Origin of the sequence: Burkholderia sp. HI2714 (assembly GCF_002223085.1) — a bacterium.
In the GTDB taxonomy this organism is placed as follows: Bacteria; Pseudomonadota; Gammaproteobacteria; order Burkholderiales; family Burkholderiaceae; genus Burkholderia; species Burkholderia lata_D.
This window is the reverse complement of the sequence record NZ_NKFM01000007.1, coordinates 1-22,449: the sequence shown is the minus strand read 5'-3', so window position 1 is coordinate 22,449 and position 22,449 is coordinate 1. Positions and strand designations below refer to the sequence as shown.

Sequence of the window (22,449 nt, the reverse complement as noted above, 5' to 3'; positions counted from 1 at the left end):
GGCCCCGGGATTTTTCCCGGCCCCAAATGCAAAACGGCGGAGCGGCTTCTTTCGAAGCACGCTCCGCCGTTTCGCGGCGAACCGTAAGACGCTCTTAGTGGAGCTTCTTCGGCAGCATCTGGCTGCGCAGGCGCTTGTGCAGGCGCTTGACGGCTGCTGCCTTCTTGCGCTTGCGGACTGCGGTCGGCTTTTCGTAGGACTGGCGTTCGCGCAGTTCAGCGATCAGGCCATTTTTTTCGATAGCACGGCGAAAGCGGCGAATCGCCACTTCGAACGGCTCGTTTTCTTTCAGAAGAATCGTCGTCATGTCGTTCCTAAATTGCTTAAACGGTCAAAAACGTAGCGGCCAAGCGCCACGCACCGGCCATCCGAGCGTCCCCACAAACAGGCGAAACGAGCGGAAATACGGCCTCGGAGGCCGGAAAAGAGAGGCGGAAAGCACCGCGAGTACGCTTCACAACCGCGTGCAGCGCCGCGTTTGACTGCCAGCAGACACGCCGAAAACGGCAGAGGCTTGACAGAAATCTCAATTCAGCCCGCCATCATAGCAGAGAATCACAGACAAAACCACCCTTTTGCATCTCCCGGCGCGCCGCTCCGCGTCGCGCGGCCGATCACCCCGTCGAACGGAGCCGGGTGCCGCGCCTGCCCGCGGCCCGGCCGGCCAAGCCGGGCGCGCGTTTCGGCCGACAACCCTCCTTCCGTCCCGAATTTACCCAAACATCCCTCTAAAGTTTTCGCCGGGTGCCGCCGTCAACCAGGAAAGGCGGGGCAGCGCCAGTCGCGATAAAGCGCAACGCCGAAATCAGAACCTGTCTGTATCCCAGCCATTTTCTACAACGAGGAAGCAAATGCTGAACATCAACACCAACATCCTTTCGCTGACGACGCAGACGAATCTGTCGGGCTCGCAAAGCGCGCTGTCGCAAGCAATCAACCGCCTGTCGTCGGGCAAGCGCATCAACACCGCTGCTGACGATGCAGCAGGCCTGGCGATCTCGACGTCGCAAACGGCGGCAATCAATGCGCTGACGCAAGGTGTTGCAAACGCGAACAACGGCATCTCGATGATCCAGACCGCCAACGGCGCGCTGCAATCGACGGTCGACAACCTGCAGCGTATCCGTACGCTGGCGCAACAAGCGGGCGACGGCTCGCTGGATTCGAGCGCTCGCGCGAACCTGCAAGCTGAAGTGTCGACGCGTCTCGGCGAAATCGACCGTGTCGCATCGCAAACGACGTTCAACAGCCAGACCATCCTGGGCGGCGCCGGCAGCGTCACGTTCCAGATCGGCGCTGCAGCGAACCAGGTCGTTACCGTCGACTTCGGCACGGCGAACTGGAACAGCACGGGCATGAGCGTGAACACCCTGAGCGTCGCCACCCAGTCGGGCGCGCAATCGGCGATCACGGCGATCGACGCGGCACTGAAGCAAGTCAACACGTTCCAGGCAACGCTGGGCGCAGCACAGAACACGTTCCAGGCTGCGATCTCGACGACGCAAACCCAGGCAACCAACATGACCGCCGCTCGCTCGCAGATCACCGACGCGGACTTCGCGACGGAAACGGCGAACCTGAGCAAGGCGCAAGTGCTGCAACAAGCTGGTATCTCGGTTCTGGCGCAAGCGAACTCGCTGCCGCAGCAAGTCCTGAAGCTCCTCGGCTAATCGAGCAGCACCCGCGGCGGGCCACGCGCCCGCCCGCCTCCGGGCCCGGCGGCGTCGCCATGCGACGCATCGCGACGCCGCCGAAACCGCCCGGATCAGAATTCTCCAGGGAGGCACGCCTCCCTCTTTGCATTGAACCGCGGCGCCCCGCCGCATCGCGCACGTTGATTGCGCGGACGACCGGAGCAACGGCATGGCCACCACGACCCCCGTCAGCAGCACGGACATCAGCACCATCCTGGCGAACGCAGGTCAATCGATCATCAGCGGCGCGACCAATTCGTCGCTCGACGTCAATACGCTCGTCACGACGCTGGTGAACGCGAAGACGGCCGGGCAATTGCAGACCCTGCAGACCCGCCAGACGAACGACAATACGCAGCTGTCCGCGATCGGCCAGCTGAAGGGGGCGCTGTCCGCGCTGCAGACCGCGCTCACCGGCCTCTCGGACGGCACCGCGCTCGGCAGCCTGGCCGCGACGGCGAGCGGCACGGGCATCGCGACGACGATCAAGAGCGGCAGCGGCGCGGTGGCCGGTTCGTATTCGGTCAATGTCACGCAGCTCGCGACCGCCAACAAGCTGTCATCGGCCGGCGTGACGTCGGCGGACACGATCTCGGCCGGCTCGCTGAGCATCACCTTCGGCAGCAACCCGGCGTTCAACGTCAACGTGGCGGCCGGCGCGTCGCTGTCCGACATCGCGTCGTCGATCAACTCCGCGTCCGGCAATGCCGGCGTCACCGCGTCGGTCATCACCGGTTCGGACGGCCAGCATCTCGTGATGCAGTCGAACGCCACCGGCGCGGCCAACACGATCTCGATCACGGGCACGGGCGTCAACTCGAAACTGACGTCGGGGTACACGACGGTCACGCCGGCCGCCGACGCGAAGCTGACGATCGACGGCACGCCGGTGTCGAGCGCGTCGAACAACGTGTCGGGCGCGCTGACGGGCGTCACGCTGGCGCTGTCGCAGGCCGCCGTCGGCACGACCCAAACCGTCACGCTGTCGCAGGACACGGCCGCGGCGACGACCGCGATCAACAATTTCGCGACCGCGTATACCAACTTCGTGAATACCGCGAAATCGCTGTCGAGCTACGACCCGACGGCGAAGACCGCCGGCCCGCTGCTCGGCGACGCGATGATGAACACGATCAGGAACACACTCGCGACGACGCTCAGCAGCGGCGTCACGACGGGCGGCACCACCTATGCGCTCGGCAGCATCGGCATCAACGTGGACTCGACCGGCGCGATGTCGGTCGACACCGCCGCGCTGACCACCGCGCTCAAGTCGAACAGTTCCGCGGTGACGGCGATCTTCAACCAGACGAACGGCATCGCCCAGGCGCTCAATGCGAACATCAACTCGTACACGCAGACGTCCGGCCTGATCGACCAGCGCACCAACGCGATCAACGCCGATCTGAAGAGCGTGCAGAGTCAGGCCACGCAACTGCAGACCTACTCGGACCAGTTGACCAAGCAATACAATGCGCAGTTCACCGCGCTGAACACGCTGATGGCGACGATGTCGAACAATACCCGCTACCTGACCCAGCTGTTCGGCGGCCAGAACAGCGCCGGCGCGATGGCCAACAACAAGTAAGCCTTGGCCGCACCACCCCTTCGGAGCCGAACCATGACGAACGACACCCTGTCCCGCGCCTTCGACCTGACCCGTGCCATGCAGTCGGCGGCCGATGCACGCGACTGGGTGCGCGTCGCGGCCCTCGTCGACGAACGCTCGCCGCTGCTGATGAACCTGTCCGGCGAGCAGACCCCGGACGTGCTGGACCAGGTGCGGCAGATCATGGCGATCGACGCGTCGATCACGGAGCATGCGCAGACGGACCGTGACCGCCTGGCTGCGGAATTTGCGCAGTCCCAGGAGCGGATCAAGGCCGCGAGCCAGTACCAGAAGGCCGGCTTGCTGTGACCGGCCGGGCATCTCGCCCCCCGCGCATGTCGAATTAAAAGACGCCGCCAGTCGAGCGGTCCGTTGTCGCCGTACCGTCGAGCCGCTTCAATGCGGCTTTTTTTCGCCGGCAGGCGGGAGCGCGAGCCGGATCGCGCCGGCTAGCCCGCGTCGCGCGCTCGACGGCCGCGTCGATCATCTCGGGCGGCCGGTCCGACGATGCGCGAGCGCGGCTTCCGGCCGTGGCGCGATCCCGCTCGTCACGCGCCCCGGGGCGCCGTCTCGCCGGACGCATAACAGGCCCACATGCCGTGCAGCGCGTCCTCGAGGTTGCGTGCGAAGCGCGACGCGTCGCACAGCGGCGACGCCAGCGCGCGCTCGCGCAGGGTTGCACGCAGCGTCGCCAGCCCGTCGCGGTCGCGCGCGAACGCGACGGCCTTCGCGAGGTACGCCGCCTCGTCTTCCGCGATCCAGTCGCCCATGCCCGCCGCGTGCAGCAGGCTTTCGCAAATGTGCGTGACGAACCGGCCGCCCTTCATCCCGAGCACCGGCACGCCCATCCACAGCGCTTCGGCCGTGGTCGTGCCGCCCGGGTACGGGAATGGGCTCAGCGCGACGTCGATGCGGTTATACGCGGCAAAGTATTCTGCACGCGGCGACCCGCCTTCGAGGATCAGCCGATCCGCGCCGATGCCGTGCCGCGCGAAGCGGTCGAGCGTCGCCTGGTTCACGTCGTCGGCGCCGAGCTCATGAGCCTTCAGCAGCAGGCGCGCGTCCGGCAGCGCGTGCAGGATGCGCGACCACAGCGCGACGACCTCGTCGCTGATCTTGACCAGCTTGCCGAAGCAGCCGAACGTGACGCCGCCATGAGCCACCATCGGCAGCGGGCCGACCGCGACATCGTACGGTGGCGGCGTGAAGCACAGGTAGCTGTCCGGCAGCCGCCACGGCCGCTCGGTGAAGTGATGCGCCTCGTCGGCGGGTAGCGTATGCGCATCGCCGATGAAATAGTCGATCGCGCGGCAACCGGTCGTCGCGAAGAAACCGAGCCAGCTCGCCTGCACCGGTGCGGGCTTGTGCCCGAAGATCGGCAGGCCGCTCCAGTCGGTATGGCCTGCCATATCGATCAGGATGTCGATGCCGTCGTCGCGAATCAGTTTCGCGGCCTCCTCGCGGCCCAGGCTGACCACCTTCTTCCAGCTCGCGAAGTTCGGCTTGAGCCGCGCGGTCACGTCGTCCTCGCCGATGAACGTCACATACGCATGTGGCTCGATGCGCGACCGGTCGATCCGCGCCAGCACGCTTTCCAGAAAAATGCCGACCGGGTGCTGCCGCAGGTCGCCCGACACGAAGCCGACGCGTAGCGGCCGCCCCTGTACCTGCGCGACGCGCTGCGCGCGGTCGTGCTCGAACGGAAGCGCATCGCGCTCGAGATGTTCGCCGTAGCGGCGCGCTTCAGCGACCCACTCCTGCGGCTCGAACGCGGGCGAACTAGACATGTTGAACAGCATCCGCGAGTACGCGCGATGCAGGTCGTAGCGGATTGCCGTGCGGAATGCGTCCAGCGCGCCGGCGAGATCGCCTTTCGCCCACAGGATGTCGCCGAGCGTCATCTGGAGCTTCAGCGGATCGATGCCGAGTTCCCGCGCGATCTCCGTGTGCTTCATCGCCTCGTCGAACTTCTCGAGCCGAAACAGCGCGGCGGCGAGGTTCTGATGGGCGTCGGCATCGTCGGGGTTCAGGTCGATCGCGTGCCGGTAGCTCAGTTCCGCCGCCGCCAGCCGGTTGAGGTTGTGATACGCGTAGCCGAGGAAATTGTACGCATCGGCCAGTTCGGGATCGAGCTCGATCGCGTGCCGGCACGCCTGCACAGCCTGCCCGTATTCGCCCTGCTGGTTGCGCAGGTCGCCGAGCCAGGCCCACGCCCGCGCATGCGCGGGATCGATCGCGATCGCCCGCTCGAGCAGTTCGACCGCCTTGTCGAACTCGCTCATGCGCTGCAGCAGCCTGGCCAGTACGCAGTGCGCGTCCGCGTCGCCCGGATCGAGTCCCTCGCGCGCATGGTCGACCGCACCCCGCAGATCACCTGCCGCGCGCAGCGTCTCGCTCAGCCCCTGGTGCGCGACACGGAAGCCCGGTTGCAGCGCGATGGCGCGACGATAGGCATCCGCGGCATCGTCGAATTTCTCCTGCGCATGCAGCGCGTGGCCGAGATTGCAGTACGCATCAGCGTATTGCGGCTGGTGCGCGACCGCCTTGGCGTAGCTCGCCGCCGCAGCCTCGTGCTCGCCCAGGTCCTGCAGCGCGTTGCCGAGATTGTTGTACGCCTGCGCGTAACCGGGGCGCAGCTCGATCGCGCGCGCGCAGCTCTCCATCGCAGCCGCCGGCTCGCGCGCGTCGCGCAACGCGTTGCCGAGGTTGTTGTGCGCCTCCGGATAGTCCGGCCGCAGCCCCACCGCGCGACGGTAGTGCGCGATCGCGTCGTCGAGCCGGCCGCTTTCGCGCAGCATGTTGCCGAGGTTGTTGAAGTACGACGCGTCCGGCCGCGCGACGAGCGATTGCTCCATCAGTGCGAGCCCCGCGTCGTACTGCTTCAGCTGGCACGCCAGCAGCCCGAGGAAATGCAGCGCGTCCGGCTGGCCCGGCTGCGCGGTAAGGATGGCGTCGTACAGCGTCTTCGCTTCCGCGAGACGCCCCGCCTGGTGATGCGCCAGCGCAGACTGCAGCGTGTCGTGAATATCGTTCATGCTTCGTGTTCCGAGTTCGTATAGCGTTGCCACATGCCGATGAACGCCGCTTCGAGATGCGCCGCGAACCGGCGCGCGTCGCACAGCGGCGACGCGAGCAGCTGCGCGCGCAGCCCGGCGCGCAGCGTCGCGAGCCGCTCGCGGTCGCGCACCGCCGCGATCGCCTTCGCGACGTAGGCGTCCTCGCCGTCAGCGACCCATTCGCCCATGCCCGCCGCGTGCAGCACGCTTTCGCAGATGTGCGTGACAAAGCGCCCGCCCTTCATGCCGAGCACCGGCACACCCATCCACAGCGCTTCCGCGGTGGTCGTGCCGCCCGGGTACGGGAACGGGCTCAGCGCGACGTCGATGCGGTGATAGGCGCCGAAGTATTCCGCGCGCGGCGAACCGCCCTCGAGGATCAGCCGGCTCGCGTCGATGCCATGCCGCGCGAAGCGCGCGGCGGTCGCGTCGCGCACGCCCTCGCGGCCAAGCTCGTGCGCCTTGAGCAGCAGCCGCGCGTCCGGCAGCGTGTGCAGGATGCGCGACCATGCACGCACGACGTCTTCGCCGATCTTCACGAGCTGGCCGAAGCAACCGAACGTCGGATGGCCGCGCGCCGCCATCGGCAGCGGGCCGACCTCGACGTCGCAGGCCGGCGGCGTGAAGCACAGGAAGCTGTCCGGCAGCCGCCACGGCTGCTCGACGAAGTGATGCGCTTCGGCGTCCGGCAGCGTGTAGCGGTCGCCGATGAAGTAGTCGATCGCGTCGCAGCCGGTCGACGCGAAGAAGCCGAGCCAGCTCGCCTGTACCGGCGCGGGTTTCCAGCCGAACACCGCCAACCCGCTCGACTGCGTATGGCCCGCGAGGTCGACGAGGACGTCGATTTCGTCGTCGTGAATCATCCGCGCAGCCGCCTCCGGACCCAGCGCGGCGATCGAGCGCCAGGCGCTCGAGTGCGGCTTCAGTTTCGCGGTGATCGCGTCCTCCACGTCCGTGGTCACATACACGCGCAGGTCGATGCGCGTGCGGTCGAGGTGCGCAAGTACGCTTTCCAGGAAGATGCCGACCGGATGCAGGCGCAGGTCGCCGGACACGAAGCCGACACGCAGCGGCCGCCCCTGCGCGCGCGCCGCCCGCTCGCGCGGATCGTGCGCATGGCGCGTCGAACGCGCGGCCAGGTGCCGGCCGTAGCGCCGCGCGTCGGCCAGGTAGTCGGCGGGGTTCACGCAAGCGGACGCCGCCGCGCTGAACAGCAGCCGGTTCAGCACGGTCGCTGCGACGTCGTCGGCGTCGTCGCACACCAGCGCAAGCGCATCGCGATACGCGTGGACCGCGGCATCGACGTTGCCCTGTGCGCGCAGGATGTCGCCGAGATTGACGTGCATCAACACGGCCGGCGGGCCGGCCTGCAACGCCTGCCGGCAATACACGAGCGCCTCGTCGAGCCGCTGCAGCTTCAGCAGCACGACGGACAGGTTGTGGCACGCGCCGGCGTCCGCCGGATTCAGCGTGACGGCCGTGCGATGGCTCGCTTGCGCCTCGTCGAGCCGGTCCAGTCCGTGATACGCGTTGCCCGCGTGGTTGTGCGCTTCGCCAAGGTTCGGCGCGAGCCGGATCGCGTCCTGCGCATGCACGAGCGCTTCCGCGCAGCGCAGCTGCCGGTGACGCACGGCGCTCAAGTTCGCGTGGGCCATCGCCATCGACGCGTCCAGCTCGATCGCGCGGCCATAGTGCGTGGCGGCGCCATCGAGGTCGTCCAGGTCTTGCAACGCGTTGCCAAGGTTGTTGTACGCCTGCGCATAGCCGGGGCGCAGCTCGATCGCGCGCGCGCAGCTCTCCATCGCAGCCGCCGGCTCGCGCGCGTCGCGCAATGCATTGCCGAGGTTGTTGTGCGCCTCCGGATAGTCCGGCCGCAGCGCCACCGCGCGCCGGTAGTGCGCGATCGCGTCGTCGAGCCGGCCGCTTTCGCGCAGCATGTTGCCCAGGTTGTTGAAGTACGACGCGTCCGGCCGCGCGACGAGCGATTGCTCCATCAGCGCAAGCCCCGCGTCGTACTGCTTCAGCTGACACGCCAGCAGCCCGAGGAAATGCAACGCATCCGGCTGGCCCGGCTGCGCGGTGAGGATCGCGTCGTACAGCGTCTTCGCTTCCGCGAGACGCCCCGCCTGGTGATGCGCGAGCGCCGCCTGCAATGCCTGTCCTGTTCCGTCCATCTCGTCTGCTTTGCTCATTAGGAATGCGGATCGTGTCCGAAGTCGATCCGCCTGCCGCCGTGCCCGATCATCACGGCCGACGCCGCAATCCCATCGCGTGCTATCCCGACGACGGTGTCGCGCACGCGCCACCGGTCGGAATGACGATCGCGGCGGCCGGCGCGGTGTTCAGCGCGAGGGGCGCCATGTTCCGCTTGCCGCCGGCGTGGAAATGCCCACGCACGTCACGTCGTGAGCGGCCTCACACGGATGCGCCCGGCGCGGCTTCGACGTGCTGCGCCCACATGCCGTGCAGTGCGTCCTCGAAGTGGCGCGCGAAGCGGGGCGCGTCGCACAGCGGCGACGCGAGCACCTGCGCGACGGCCTTCGCGACATACGCGTCGTCGTCGTCCGCGATCCACTCGGGCAGCCGCGCCGAATGCAGCAGGCTCTCGGCGATGTGCGACAGGAAGCGCTCGCCGCGCCGGCACAGAACGGGCACGCCCATCCACAGCGCTTCGGCGGTCGTCGTGCCGCCCGGATACGGGAACGGGCTCAGCATCAGGTCGACGCGCCGGTACGCGGCCAGGTATTCGGCGCGCGGCGAGCGGCCTTCGAGGATCAGGCGCTGCGCGTCGATGCCGTGCGCCGCGAAGCGCGCGGCAAGCGCCTGCTGCTCGCGCGGATCGTCGAGATGCTCCGCCTTCACGAACAGCTTCGCGCCCGCGACCGATTGCAGCACGCGCGACCAGACCGCGACGACGTGATCGGTGATCTTAGCGAGCTTGCCGAAATAGCCGAAGGTCGGATGGCCGTTCGCGAGCATCGGCAGCGCGCCGACGTCGATCGGCTCGGCCGGCGGCGTGAAGCACAGATAGCTGTCCGGCAGATGCCACGGCCGCTCGGTGAAATGCGCGGCCTCGGCGGGCGGCAGCACGTGACGGTCGCCGATCACGTAGTCGATCGCGCGCACGCCGGTGCTCGCGAAATAACCGGGCCAGCTCGCCTGCAGCGGCGCCGGCTTCCACGCGAACAGCGGCAGGCGGTTGTAGACCGTGTGGCCCGCCGCGTCGAGCAGCACGTCGATGCGGTCCGCGCGGACACGCGCGGCCGCCGCTTCGTCGCTCAGGCCGGCAATGCAGGTCCACGTCGCGAAGGCCGGCTTGAGGCGGGCGGTCACGTCGTCCTCGACGTCGCGCGTCGGGTACGCATGCATCTCGATCCGGTTCGCGTCGAGATGCTTCAGCATGCTCTCGATGAAATAGCCGACCGGATGCGCCTTCAGGTCGCCCGACACGATGCCGACCTTGAGCGGCCGCCCGGCGCGGGCGGTCAGGTCGACGAGCCAGTTCGTCCACGGCGTCGCGCACCGCGTGACGACTTCGTCGTAGCGCGCGGCCTCGGCGAGATAGGTGTCGTGGTCGAACGCTTCGCTGCAGTGGCTCGCGAACAGCAGGTTGCTGCGCGGCTCCGGCAGTTCGGGGCGCAGCGCGACCGCGTGCCGGTAAGCCTCGAGCGCGGCCGGAATCTCGTTCAGGTCGAACAGCGCATTCGCAAGGTTGTTGTAGGCCTGGCCGTTGTCCGGCTTCAGCGCGATGGCCTGGCAGAACGCATCGACGGCCGCGCGGGCGTCGCCGGCGAGCCGCAGCGCGTTGCCGAGGTTGTTGTACGCATCGACGTAGTCGGGTCGCAGCTCGATGGCGAGACGGAAGCACTCGGCGGCGGCGGCGTGACGGTTGTCCGCCTGCATCACGTTGCCGAGGTTGTAGTAGTACATCGCGTCCGGCCTGACCTCGATCGCCGCCATGATCAGGTCGGATGCCTCCTGATAGCGCCCGTACTGATGGCCGATCAGGCCGAGGAGGTGAAGCGCGTCCGCGTGCCGGGGATCGGTGTCGAGGATCCGCCGGTACAGCGTCTCGGCCTCTTCCAGCCGGTCGGCCTGATGGTGCGCCAGCGCCTGTTCGATCGTGGCGGCGGCGGGGGAGGTGGGCATCATGAGCTATGTCGTCCTGGTAGCCAATACGGGATTCGAATCGCGGCCGGCACCGCTGCGTCGGCGCACGCCTTCGCCCGCGGACGCACGCACCGACGGTCTCCGACGTGTCCGAATTCTCCTCGCGCACGCCGCGTTCCAATTTGGCGAGCAGGTGCTGGAATTGGTCGCTATTCCTGCTACTGCATGCCGCACCCGCGGGCGCCCCGAATTCGCGCCGGACACCCGCGCATCCATCGAAATGCGGGGTGAAACCACCCGCTAATCCGACATTCGATCCTGGCGGCGCTCGATAGACTTGATCGCAGAAAGATGTCCGACTTGCGACGTTCGGACGGTTGCGCATTCCGATGCCACCGCGCCGACACGCGCTCGTCCGGTCACACCCTTTGTGCCTGGAGCCCTGTGTATGCACGAATCAGCGATCATCACCAACGCAGATGGCGATCAGCTCGCGGCGCGCCGCGAACTGTTCGACCTGATGCAGACCTACCCCGCGACGCGCGAGGAACTGGAACGGTCGCTCGGCCTGTTCGTGCGCGGCTCGCTCCTCGCGCGCATTCTCGCGACCTTTGAGATCTATCAAAAAATCGTGCCGCTGCCGGGCGCGATCCTCGATCTCGGCACGTGGCGCGGGCAGACCGCCGTGCTGTGCGAGAACTTCCGCGCGATTCTCGAGCCGCTGAACTTCCAGCGCCGCATCCACGCATTCGATACGTTCACGGGCTACACGGGCTTCGCCGAGCACGACACGCGCGACCGCAAGCTGTTCTCCGACGGCACGTACTCGCTGTCCGGCGAGTACGCCGACCTGCTGCGCAAGCTGCTGAACCTGCACGAGCGCAGCAACGCGATGGGGCACGTGCATGACAAGCACCACGTATGGGAAGGCGACTGCCGCGACACGCTGGCGGCGTTCGACGAAGCGCATCCCGGCGAGATGGTCGCACTTGCGTGGTTCGACCTGAACGTGATCGAGCCGACCCGGCACGCGTTCGACGCGGTGATGGAGCGGCTGGTGCCCGGCGGCGTCGTCGCGTTCTGGCAGCTCACCCGCGGCGGCCAGCTGCCCGCGGAAGGCGTCCATTACCTGCGCGACCTGCTCGGCAACCGTCCGCACCAGATCCACAAGGCGGCGGCCTATCCGTCGCTGTGCTACCTGTCGTTCCCCGAGGGTGGAGGCGCACGCAAATGAAAATCGCCATCCTCGGCAACGGCATTCTCGGCCTGATGACGGCCCGCGCATGGCAGCGGGCGGACCCGGGCGTCGAGCTCGTGATCGTCGGCCACGCGCATCGGCCCGGCTCGGCCACGCGCGCGGCGGCGGCGATGCTCAATTCGTTCACCGAGCTGGAAGGCGATTCGCTCGGCACGCCGATCGACCGCTTCAAGTTCGAGCTGAGCCGCGGCGCGACGGCGGCCTGGCCCGCCGTATTCGCTGAAATCTGCACGCCGGAGCGCGCGATCGCGCACGGCTTCGGCACCTTCGTGCTGAACAACGCGGCGACCGACGCGCTCGACGACGAGAACTTCGCGGCCATGCAGCGGTTCTGCCGCGAATTCGAGGAGCCCTGCGAGGCGGTCGATCCGTCAGGGATCCCGAACTATCATCCGGACCCGCGCTATCGCGCGCTGAAGGCGGTCTTCCTGAAGCGCGAAGGCTGGGTCAATCCGAAACAGTTTCTCGACGCGCTGACCGAGTCGGTCGCGCAAGCCGGCAACGTGCGCTTCATCGACGCCGAGGTCGAGCGGCTCGACACCGCGGCCGGACGCGTCACCGGGGCGCGCCTGTCCGATGGCAGCATGCTCGGCGCGGACCGCTTCATCCTCTGCAACGGCGCCAACGTGACGCGCGTACTGCAGGCGAGCCTGCCCGAGCTGCCGGTGCAGCGGATGTTCTACGGCGTCGGCATGTCGGTCGAACTGCAGAGCGCGGAGAACGTGCACACGCACTGCGTGCGCACGACCAACCGCGGCCTCGCGTGCGGTGTATATTCGGCGCCGCACGGGCCTGACCGGACCCTCGTCGGCGCCAGCAACTACATCAGCCCGGTGCCGCACGAGCACGGCCACGCCGGCAGCGCGTACACGCTGCTCAAGTCCGCGATGGACCAGATCAACACCCGCTTCTCGCGCGCGAGCCTGGTCAACGTCAACGTCGGCTGGCGGCCGACGACGTCCGACCTGTATCCGCTGTTCGGCGAAACCAGCGTGCGCGACCTGTGGATTCTCGGCGGCACCAAGCGCGACGGCTTCCACCTGTCGCCGGTGCTGAGCCGCGATCTCGTCGCGGCGATGCGCGGCGAGCCGATCGATCCGCGCTACGCGGAACTCGCGCCCGAACGCCCGCTGATCCGCAACATGACGCGCGAGGCCGCGATCGCGAAGACGGTACGCCATCAGATCAATGCCGCGTACCAGCACGACTTCGTGCCGGCGCGCAACCGCATGGTCGAACAGCTCCAGAACGCGATCCGCGCGGACCTGGAGGCGCTGCACGACAAGCTGGGCGCAACGGACTGGGGCATTCCGCCCGAGCTCGTCGACATGTACCGGTACGGCCACATTCCGGCATGAGCGGTGCAACCATGAACCGCGACGCGAAGCGGGTGGCGATCGTCCAGTCCAACTACATTCCGTGGAAGGGCTACTTCGACCTGATCGCCGCCAGCGACGAGTTCATCCTCTACGATGACGCGCAGTACACGCGCCGCGACTGGCGCAACCGCAACCAGATCAAGACGCCGCAGGGCGTGCAATGGCTGAGCGTGCCGGTGAAGGTGAAGGGCAAGTATCACCAGTCGATCCGCGAAACCGAGATCGACGGCGCCGACTGGGCTCCGCTGCACTGGAAGGCCCTGCAGCAGAACTACGCGCGCGCGCCGCACTTCGCGCGCTATGCGGACGAGCTCGAAACGCTCTACACCGGTCGCACCTACGGGATGCTGAGCGAGCTGAATTTCGCGATGCTGACGTGGGTCCTCCGGCAACTGGAGATCGGCACGCGCGTGTCGTCGACGTCGGACTATGCGCTGCACGGCGACCGCACCGAGAAGCTGCTGAACCTGTGCGTGCAGGCGGGCGCGACCGAGTATCTGTCCGGCCCGGCCGCGCGCAGCTACCTCGACGAGAACCTGTTCGCCGATGCCGGCGTCGCGGTGCGCTGGTTCGACTATCCGACCTATCCCGAGTATCCGCAGCAGTGGGGCGACTTCGTCCACGGCGTGACGGTGCTCGACGTGCTGTTCAACTGCGGTCCCGAAGCGCGCCGGTACGCGCTGACCTCGAAAGACTGAGGTGATGTCCATGAGCGAATCCCGGCATGCGAGCCTGCTGGAAGAAGTGGCCGCGTACTACAGCGCGCGGCTGGCGGAGCACGGCGCGACCGCGCGCGGCGTCGACTGGAACGGCGAAACCGGCCAGTTCCTGCGCTTCGAACAACTGACGAAGATCCTGCCCGCGTCCGGCGGCCACTCGGTGAACGACATCGGCTGCGGCTACGGCGCGCTGGTCGATTTCCTGAAGGCGCGTGCGCTGCCGGACGGCTTCGCGTATGCGGGCTACGACATCTCGTCCGACATGGTCGACGCCGCGCGGCAGCGCTACCGCGACGACGCGAACGTCGCGTTTCATGTCGGCGCAGTGCCGCAGGCCGCGTCGGACTACGGGATCGCATCGGGCATCTTCAACGTCAGGCGCGGTCACGGCGACGACGCGTGGCTCGACTACATCCACGCGACGCTCGACACGCTGCACGCGACGAGCCGGCTGGGCTTCGCGTTCAACTGCCTGACGTCGTATTCCGATCCGCCGTTCATGCGCCCGGACCTCCTGTACTACGCGGACCCGTGCGCGCTGTTCGATCGCTGCAAGCGCCGCTATTCGCGCCACGTCGCGCTGCTGCACGACTACGGCCTGTACGAATTCACGATTCTCGTCCGCAAGGACATCTGAGCGGCGCCGCGCGCGAGCCGCGCGGCCAAACGTCCCCCTTACCGCGGAGCCTGACCATGTTCGGCCCACCCAATCTCGACTGCATTCCGTTCGGCCGCCCGTTCGTGGTCGGCAAGGAGCTCTACTACATCGCGAAAGCGGTCGAGCAGGGCGGCCTCGCCGGCGACCAGGCGTTCACGAAGCTCTGCCACCGCTGGCTGGAAGCGCGCGTCGGCTGCCAGCGCGCGCTGCTCACGCACTCGTGCACGGCCGCGCTCGAGATGGCCGCGATCCTCGCCGACGTGCAGCCCGGCGACGAAGTGATCATGCCGTCCTACACGTTCGTGTCGACCGCCAACGCGTTCGTGCTGCGCGGCGCGACGCCGGTGTTCGTCGACATCCGCCGCGACACGCTGAACCTCGACGAGACGCAGATCGCCGCCGCGATCACCCAGCGCACGCGCGCGATCGTGCCGGTGCACTACGCGGGCGTCGCATGCGACATGGACGTGATCGGGCAGCTCGCGGCGGACCACGACCTGTGGGTGATCGAGGACGCCGCCCAGGCGCTGCAGTCGACGTGGAACGGCAAGCCGCTCGGCAGCCTCGGCCACCTCGCGTGCCTCAGCTTCCACGAGACCAAGAACGTGATCTCGGGCGAAGGCGGCGCGTTGCTGGTCAACGACCCGCGCCTCGTCGAGCGCGCGGAGATCATCCGCGAGAAGGGCACCAACCGCAGTCAGTTCTTCCGCGGGCAGGTGGACAAGTACACCTGGGTCGACGTCGGTTCGTCGTTCCTGCCGGGCGAGCTGATCGCGGCGTTCCTGTACGCGCAGTTCGAGCACGCGGACGTGATCACCGCGCAGCGGCGCGCGACCGTGCAGCGCTATCAGGATGCGCTGCAGCCGCTGCACGCGGACGGGCTGATCGAGCTGCCCGCGATTTCGCTCGCCGAGCGCGGCAACGGCCACATGTTCTATTTCCTCGCACGCGACCTCGCCGAACGCACCGAGCTGCTGCAGCAGATCCGCGCGGTGGGCGTGAACGCGGTGTTCCACTACGTGCCGCTACACAGTTCGCCGGCCGGCCAGCGCTACGGGCGCTGCGGGTCCGGCATGGCGGTGACGGACCTCGTCGCCGACCGGCTCGTCCGGCTGCCGCTGTACCACGACATGACCGAAGCCGAACAGGATCGCATCCTCGACGTGGTCTTCAATTTCTACCGCACCCGATAACGATGACGACTCCCCAACCTCGCTCGGCGCACGGCAGTTCGCGCATCTTTACGCGACTCGACCACCCGTACTACATACACGCGCCGAATTTCCGGCAAACCTCCGGCGGGATCCGCGCGATGCACTACCTGTGCCACGTGCTGAACCTGCTCGGCCACGAAGCGTACGTCTGCACGCCGGTCGTGCATCCTGAGCTGCGCACGCCGCCGCTGACCCACGACATCGTGCAGGCGCACGCCCGCGCGAATCGCAGCCCGATCGTCGTCTATCCGGACGTCGTCGCCGGCAATCCGTTCAACGCGCGCTGCGTCGTGCGCTACCTGCTGGCCGAGCCCGGCCGCATCAACGGCGAACCGATCAGCCTGCAACCGAACGACCTCATCTTCACGTTCGGGCCGTCACTGGTACCCGAAGATTGGAAGGCGGACCTGCTGCGCATGCCGCTGGTCGACACGCGCATCTTCAATAGCGACGGTGTCGACGATGCCCGCCGCAACGGCACGGCCGTCTTCATCAATCGCCACCTGCGGCGCGGCGGCACGCTGCATCCGGTCACCGCCGAGTCGATCGAAATCTCGACCCGCGTGCCGGAACGTTCGGCGCACGAACTCGCGGCGCTGTTCCGACAGGTCGAGTGCGTGTACATGTACGAATGGTCCACCGCCGTGTTCGAAGCGCTGCTGTGCGGCTGCCCGGTCGTGTGCATCATGAATGACGCGTCGCTGTCGGAGCCGACCCGGTGGGTGATGGACGGCAAGGGCATCGCGTGGGGGCTCGACGAACACGAGATCGCCCACGCGAAGGCCACCGTTCACGAAGCGCGCAGCGTCTACCTGAAGGAAGAGGAAACCTTCTGGCAGCAGTTGCGGAACTTCGTCGAGCGGACCCAGGCCCACGCGGACAAACTGGATGCGCAGGCCGTCGCGACCGCCGCCGCCCAGGGACAGCCCGCGTCCGCGCCGCGCTCGTGCATCGCGGTCGTCACCGCCGAACCGGCCGACCACGCGCGCACCAGCCTGCGCTTCGCGCAGCCGTTCGCGCGGCTGGACCGCGAATGGGCGCTGACTTTCCCTGTCACGCAAGCCGGCATCGATCCCGACGCGCTGCAGCGCGCGGACCTGATCGTGCTGCAGGGCGGCACGCCGGGCCTGCTGTCCCCCGCCACGCTGGAACACCTGTTCTCGCTCGGCAAGCCGGTCGTCCTCGAGATCGACGCGCCGCTCGACACGCTGCTCGCCGACATTCCCGGCGCGACCGACAACGCGCGCCGCAAGGCGGGCATCCGCAGCGCCGTGCAGCGCGCGCATGCGCTCGTCGTGCCGTCGGAAGCGCTGGTGCGGCAGTACCGTCATGTCAACGCATCGGTCCACGCGCTGCCGACCGGCGTCGATCTCGAGCGTCTGCACCGCGCGGCGCCCGGCGTGCGCGACCACGTGAACCTCGCGGTTTCCGGTACCGGTCTCGACGGCGTGCGTCTCGAGCAGGTCCGCCAGGCGCTGGCCGAACTCCGCCGCCGGTTTCCGGGGAAGCTCCGGGTGTCGTTCGTCGGCGCGGCGCTGCCGGCCGGCTGGGACCGCGAACCGGATGTCACGCTGATCGCGGAGCCTGCCCCTTACGACAGCTACGCCGACGCGCTGAAGCGCGCGGACCTCGACATCGCGCTAGTCGCGGCGCCGGTCACGTTGCGCGACGATGCGCCGCCGCGTGCATGGCTCGAATCCTCGGCGGCCGGCGCGGCCACCGTGCTCGTCGCCACGCCGGCGCAAGGCTGCCCGGTTGTCCACGGCCGCACGGGCTGGCTCGTCGCCGACACCACCGACGCGTGGATCGACGCGATCGCGCACCTGATCGAGCATCCGCAAACCCGCGCGCAACTCGCCGCGGCCGCGCAGGATGCGATCCGCGCGCAGCACGACATCGGCCGCAACGCCGCGCGCCACGGTGCGCTGTACGCGCGGCTGCTGGCGGAGAACCGGACGCTGGCGCCCGTCGCCGCGACTGCGGACGCCGCACCGCGCCGCAAGCGCCTGATCGTGTATTCGATCGATCCGGACGCATGCGCGTCGTCGCGAATTCGCCTCACGCTGCCGTTCGGTCTGCTGAACGACGAATGGGAACTCGTCCCGGGCTTCCGGGACGGCCAGATCGACAGCAGCGCGCTGGCCACGGCCGACGCCATCCTGCTGCACCGGCTGACGCCCGGCATGCTGACGGGCAACGACCTGTATACGATCTTCAGGCATGAAAAGCCGGTGATCTACGAGACCGACGACCTGCTGACCGACCTGCCGGCCACGCATCCGCTCGCCGCGCAAGGCGGGATGGCCCGCGCGGGGATCGAGCTCGTGCTGCGCAACGCGGACGCCGTGATCGTATCCACGCCGTACATCGCCAGCCGCTACCGGCTGTCGCACCCGCGCGTTCACGTGCTGCCCGACAGCGTGGACTTCGACCGGTTCTACCGCCCCGTGGCGGCGCGCGGCGACGACTGCGTGACGATCGGCATCGCCGGCGCGTCGCTGCGCGCCGACAACTTCGCGCTCGTCGACGCGGCGCTGCAGGCGATCTGCGCGCGCCATCCCGGCAAGGTCAGGGTGAGTTTCGTCGGCGCGGACCTCCCGCCGGGCTGGGCCGGCCACCCGGCCGCCGGGTGCGAGCCCGAGCTTCACGACTACGACGCGCACGCACGACGCCTGCCGGAACGACGCTGGGACATCGCGCTGCTGCCGCTCGCCGACCACGACTACAACGCCGGCACGAGCACGATCCAGTGGCAGGAATACGCGGCGGCCGGCATCGCCTCGATCGTCAGCGACCGGCCGGCCTATCGCTTCGCGCTGCACGACGGCTGCGACGGCCTGCTGGCCCCGGATGCGCCGCAGGCCTGGGTCGACGCGCTCGACCGGCTGATCGCGAACCCGGCGTTGCGCCGCGGGCTCGCGCGCACGGCGCAGGCGAAGGTCCGCAAGCATCACGCGCTGCAGCAGGCGCTGCCGCGCTATCGCCATGTGTATCAGCAGTGCATCGACAAAGGCGCTGTCGGCACCCCGCCCGGCCGGCCGGATGCGCCGATCCCCGGCGCGCTGATCCTGGACGCCGAGGGTGACCTAGACAAGGTCCGGCTGAGCCTGCAGGAAATCGCAAGGCGGCCGGAACAGGATCTGCTGGCGGTCGTGGTGACCTCGTCGCAGGCGCCGCTGCCCGAATGGACCGACAAGGTGCGCTACCTGCACGCGCCCGCGCACGAGTACACGGCCACCGTCGAGCAGCTCTGCGCACTGCCGGCGTTCGACTGGACGCTGATCGTCGAGGCGGGCGACGGGCGTGCCGCGCAGGCACGCACGCCCGCCGATGCCGCGATCGCGTAGTTCGGCGGGCGCCGTGCCACCTGCCTGACGCTGGCGGCCCGGCGCGCTATCGCGGCAGCGCGCCCTGTGCTCAGTTGCTCGAACAGCCGCCGCAACTGCTCGAGCTGCATGAGCTCGACGAACTGCACGAACTCGAACTGCTGCTGTCCCCGGCGTCCGAGTCGAACGAACCGCTCGACCCGCCGGTTTGCACGGCAACGGGCGGCGGTGCCATCAGCACTTTCGAATGCGCGGCCCACACAGTGCTGGCGAGCGCGCCGGCGCCGAACAGCGCGGCCGTCCACAAGAGCCCGTCCGGCGTCGCGCGGTCACCCCGGCGTTGGTCGCGGTGCTCGTCGAGCGCCGCCTCGCCGCTGCGCGTCATGCCGCCGCACCCGAAGCCGGGCAGGCGTCCGACCATGAAGTGGTACGCGACCATGAACGCCGCCATGACAATCATCAGCAGCAGCACGGGCCGGCCGCGGCTCAGGCCGACCGCGAGCTTCGCCGCGCCCGCGCCGAACACGAGCAGCAGGATCGCGCGCGCGGCCATCCGCGTCGCCCGCATCTCGCCCGGCGCCCAGAGCCAGCCTTTGCGCTGCAACGCTGCGGCGCAGTCGGCTTCGCGCCACGCGAGACGCTGACGAAACGCGTGGCAGCTCGTCTCGCCACCGGGTTGCCGCCTCAGCCATTCCCAGTCGGCGCCATACGCGCCTGCGTGTCGCGGATCGTCGATCCGCACCCGCGCGCCGTGGACCTTGCTCATCCGCAGCTCGATCGCACCGGCATGCGCGAGCGACAGCATCGCGACCTGCGCCATTCGCGCACCGCCGCCCGCGAGATACGCCGCTTCCTCCGCGCTCAGGTCGGGTGACGATTCGGGGGCGCGCGGTCCCCACGCACGGTGGCGGTATTCGATCCACTGCAGGCCGGCGATCAGCAGCAGCGCGGCGACGCAAAGCGGCACGTAGAACAACCCGAGAAAGTCCGGCCCCGAGAAGTCCAGCACATTGAAATCGCTCGCGCTCGCGCAGGTCGCCGCGACGCTGATCGCCGCCGTCGGCCACGCGAACTTCGCGAAGCGCCGCCAGCGTCGCGGGCGCGCGGCGGGCTCGCTCGACGGGCCGTCGCGCAGTTCTGCGCGCTGCACCGGGGCGTCGGCGAGCACGGCCGGCTCGGCCACGGGGCGCGGCCAGATCGCTTCGGGCGGCTCGCAGCCGAACAGCCGGCGATAGCTGTCGAGCGTGTCGCGATAGCGCTGCGCGTACACGGCGGCCTCGTCCGGCGCGCCCGTGCCGGGCATGTGATGCAGCCGCGCGCGCAGCACGCCGGCGCAGAAGACGTCCCAGTATTCGAGCGTGTACTGCAGGTGGAAATGCCACGCGGCATCGACTGCGACCGACGGCGTGACCGGATGTCCGGCCGCCTGCGCGAGAAACGCGAAGCGCTTGTATTCGTCGATCACGGCCAGCGCGTGCGCATGCGACCAGCCTTCGGCTTCGGCAAGGCGGAGGCTGTACGGCAGCGGCGCGGTCGGGTCGTCGGGGGAATAGGCGTGCAGACGCGCGAGCAGCGCCTGCTGCGCATCGGTCAGCGCGCGGGCATCGACTGCGGTCGAGGTAGACAGGATGGCAGCCATCGGGAGTCGGCGCGATGCGCGGACGGCCGCCGCGATCGTCGCTTGGAGTGTCGTTGCGGGCGATTCTCGCACAACGGCGAGGCAACCCGACATCGGCACGCCGGCTGTCCGGGCGGCCGGCGCGTTCGCCGGCCCGCGCGTCAGAAATCAAGCTGCGCCAGCGTGATGCCGAGCGCGGCCGCGATCTTCCTGCGCACCGACTTGCGCAGCTTCTCGCGTTTTTCGCGTTTTTCGCGTTTCGCGTAGTCCGAGCGACTGATGCCGATCCGCTGTGCAACCCCTGCCTTCGGAGTTTTACCTGCGCACCACAGGCCCTTATAAATCAACGCCTTGCTCGACTCGCAATCTGCAAAACCAAGGCTAATCAAGGTCAATCAGGGCTATTCAAGCTAGCCCAAACTGCAATTTCACTGTACCGTCAACCGGAAATAGCAGTGCGATCCGACCTCGCTAACGGCGTACAACCTTGCGCGTGGTCGATTTGTGCAAGAGCGCCGCGCTCCACTACGGCATGCTGTAATTTTCTATTGAATCAAATCAAGCGCGAAGAAGGTTGCTCACATGTTGCCGATCGCTGGCTCGCATTCTATCGTCAGTGCGCAATCCACGGATTGCACTCCCTCAAGAACTCCAGATATTACCACGCACGTAAACGTATTATTAAATGGCAGCGCAAAGAATTACCACGTTGCGACTTGGGGCAGTCGTGCTGCTGAGGACCATTTATTTCCCGAGTCGGGTGTAATGTTGCGTCAACCGTGGATCGATGCAACCGACTTTGAGCGCCGAGTTGCGCAATTGCCGCAGGCGGAGCGACTCGCCCTTAGGCAGTGGACATCCACCGAAGATGAAGGTGGGCGCTATAGTGACAATACAAAAGTCATATCTAGCGGAATGAATTATGAGCTAAATGCGAAGCTAGCGTCAGGGGAGCCACTTTCGACCGAAGAATCGAATATGGTAGTAAACATGGATCGCGCTCTCATTGACTTGCCTACACTTTCCGGTGAATTTCTTCGCGTAGCCGAGCATAGTCGCGACTGCCCACCGCCTTGGGGATCGATCATCCAGGTTGGTGATGTGGTATCGAATTTCCCATGTTTCATGAGCGCGTCTACAACCGCAGATTATGCGATCGAAACGCTCGAGAACCAAGGGATGGTGAATCCAGATGGTACAAATGCGATCGTCATATACAAGATAGTTAGCTCAGACTCCAATGGCACCGGAATCCCCTTACTACAAGGCCCCTTATCCGATGTGAATGAAAATGAAGTATTGTTTTCGCGAAACAGTTGCTTTTCCGTAGAAGGATTTTCTGTGGCAAGACCAATTGATGACGCAGGAGATGATTTGGAAATTCGTGTGTCCGTCCTTCTGAATCAAATTTTTCCGCAGGTGAATGCAAAGAATTTATTTTCCGGGAAGGATGTAGCGCTCCCCTAACACGCTGCTGAAGTACCGGCGGTAACGTCATCGCGGTCCCTGAAAAGCGTTGATGTAAGCCGTCGCTACGTGAACGGCTTTGCGCGAGCAGGTGATAAGCCTTCGACATGAAATGTCTCTACAATCATGGTTCGAACTGGACGGGACGAGCAACGAAGCTGATGGCATTGAAAGCGCTGGAACTGACGCAGGAAGAACGTACAAAGCTTGAAGCGATGGCGAGAAGCCGTCGTGATTGGCGAATACGAGACCGGTCGCGGACGATTCTGATGTTCAGCGACGGCGTGCGAGCGAAAGAGATCGCCAGACGACAGGAACTGACGTTGGAGGCGGTGTATGAG

The 22,449-nt window shown here is 67.3% G+C and carries 18 protein-coding genes; 12 read left to right on the top strand and 6 right to left on the bottom strand.

Annotated elements, in window-relative coordinates; all coding sequences use genetic code 11:
* Positions 1-94: 94 nt before the first annotated feature.
* Complete coding sequence (gene rpsU, locus CFB82_RS01150) at positions 95-307, bottom strand: 30S ribosomal protein S21 (protein WP_006401410.1); 213 nt, start codon at positions 305-307, stop codon at positions 95-97.
* Between the two features lie 544 nt (positions 308-851).
* On the opposite strand from rpsU, the gene CFB82_RS01145 reads away from it, so the two are divergent.
* From CFB82_RS01145 to CFB82_RS01135, 3 genes are all read left to right on the top strand, one after another.
* Entirely contained in the window at positions 852-1,670 is an 819-nt protein-coding gene (locus tag CFB82_RS01145; protein WP_089438970.1) for a flagellin domain-containing protein, read from the top strand.
* Between the two features lie 193 nt (positions 1,671-1,863).
* The gene (gene fliD / locus CFB82_RS01140) at positions 1,864-3,282 is read left to right on the top strand and encodes a flagellar filament capping protein FliD (RefSeq protein WP_089483240.1); all 1,419 of its coding nucleotides are present in this window, start codon (positions 1,864-1,866) and stop codon (positions 3,280-3,282) included.
* Positions 3,283-3,315: 33 nt separating this feature from the next.
* Positions 3,316-3,612, top strand: coding sequence for a flagellar protein FliT (locus tag CFB82_RS01135; RefSeq protein WP_089424224.1), 297 nt, complete (start codon positions 3,316-3,318; stop codon positions 3,610-3,612).
* A gap of 239 nt (positions 3,613-3,851) precedes the next feature.
* Here CFB82_RS01135 and CFB82_RS01130 read toward each other — a convergent pair whose 3' ends face one another.
* The 3 genes from CFB82_RS01130 to CFB82_RS01120 form a co-directional block, all read right to left on the bottom strand.
* Positions 3,852-6,338 (bottom strand): tetratricopeptide repeat protein, encoded by a 2,487-nt coding sequence (locus tag CFB82_RS01130; protein WP_089483239.1) that lies wholly within the window; start codon positions 6,336-6,338, stop codon positions 3,852-3,854.
* On the bottom strand, positions 6,335-8,533 hold the full coding sequence (locus tag CFB82_RS01125; protein WP_089483238.1) for a tetratricopeptide repeat protein: 2,199 nt from the start codon (positions 8,531-8,533) through the stop codon (positions 6,335-6,337). Before CFB82_RS01125 ends, CFB82_RS01130 begins: the two co-directional genes overlap by 4 nt.
* Positions 8,534-8,774: 241 nt before the next feature.
* Entirely contained in the window at positions 8,775-10,511 is a 1,737-nt protein-coding gene (locus CFB82_RS01120) for an O-linked N-acetylglucosamine transferase, SPINDLY family protein (RefSeq protein ID WP_089483237.1), read from the bottom strand.
* Here CFB82_RS01120 and CFB82_RS41875 point away from each other — a divergent pair.
* The 7 genes from CFB82_RS41875 (at position 10,510) to CFB82_RS01090 (ending at position 19,044) form a co-directional block, all read left to right on the top strand.
* Complete coding sequence (locus CFB82_RS41875; protein WP_143750862.1) at positions 10,510-10,773, top strand: hypothetical protein; 264 nt, start codon at positions 10,510-10,512, stop codon at positions 10,771-10,773. The genes CFB82_RS01120 and CFB82_RS41875 overlap by 2 nt on opposite strands.
* A 144-nt stretch (positions 10,774-10,917) precedes the next feature.
* Entirely contained in the window at positions 10,918-11,703 is a 786-nt protein-coding gene (locus CFB82_RS01115) for a class I SAM-dependent methyltransferase (protein WP_069246845.1), read from the top strand.
* Complete coding sequence (locus CFB82_RS01110) at positions 11,700-13,085, top strand: NAD(P)/FAD-dependent oxidoreductase (RefSeq protein WP_069246844.1); 1,386 nt, start codon at positions 11,700-11,702, stop codon at positions 13,083-13,085. The genes CFB82_RS01115 and CFB82_RS01110 overlap by 4 nt, the downstream gene beginning before the upstream one ends.
* Positions 13,082-13,804 (top strand): WbqC family protein, encoded by a 723-nt coding sequence (locus CFB82_RS01105; RefSeq protein ID WP_089444747.1) that lies wholly within the window; start codon positions 13,082-13,084, stop codon positions 13,802-13,804. Before CFB82_RS01110 ends, CFB82_RS01105 begins: the two co-directional genes overlap by 4 nt.
* 10 nt (positions 13,805-13,814) lie before the next feature.
* Positions 13,815-14,462, top strand: coding sequence for a class I SAM-dependent methyltransferase (locus CFB82_RS01100; RefSeq protein WP_069246842.1), 648 nt, complete (start codon positions 13,815-13,817; stop codon positions 14,460-14,462).
* 56 nt (positions 14,463-14,518) lie between these two features.
* Positions 14,519-15,676 carry a dTDP-4-amino-4,6-dideoxygalactose transaminase gene (gene rffA, locus CFB82_RS01095; RefSeq protein WP_069246841.1) on the top strand — a complete coding sequence of 386 codons (1,158 nt, stop codon included), beginning with the start codon at positions 14,519-14,521 and terminating at the stop codon, positions 15,674-15,676.
* A 2-nt stretch (positions 15,677-15,678) separates the two neighbouring features.
* The gene (locus CFB82_RS01090; RefSeq protein ID WP_089483236.1) at positions 15,679-19,044 is read left to right on the top strand and encodes a glycosyltransferase family protein; all 3,366 of its coding nucleotides are present in this window, start codon (positions 15,679-15,681) and stop codon (positions 19,042-19,044) included.
* A 70-nt stretch (positions 19,045-19,114) separates the two neighbouring features.
* Here CFB82_RS01090 and CFB82_RS01085 read toward each other — a convergent pair whose 3' ends face one another.
* On the bottom strand, positions 19,115-20,662 hold the full coding sequence (locus tag CFB82_RS01085) for a TIGR04222 domain-containing membrane protein (protein WP_069246839.1): 1,548 nt from the start codon (positions 20,660-20,662) through the stop codon (positions 19,115-19,117).
* A 140-nt stretch (positions 20,663-20,802) separates the two neighbouring features.
* Positions 20,803-21,036, bottom strand: coding sequence for a hypothetical protein (locus CFB82_RS43095; protein WP_179255361.1), 234 nt, complete (start codon positions 21,034-21,036; stop codon positions 20,803-20,805).
* Between the two features lie 187 nt (positions 21,037-21,223).
* Between CFB82_RS43095 and CFB82_RS41870 the strand changes: the two genes are divergently transcribed.
* Both CFB82_RS41870 and CFB82_RS01075 read left to right on the top strand, forming a co-directional pair.
* Positions 21,224-22,108 (top strand): hypothetical protein, encoded by an 885-nt coding sequence (locus CFB82_RS41870; RefSeq protein ID WP_143750861.1) that lies wholly within the window; start codon positions 21,224-21,226, stop codon positions 22,106-22,108.
* A gap of 107 nt (positions 22,109-22,215) precedes the next feature.
* On the top strand, positions 22,216-22,449 hold a 234-nt coding region (locus CFB82_RS01075), incomplete at its 3' end, for a hypothetical protein (RefSeq protein ID WP_218829056.1).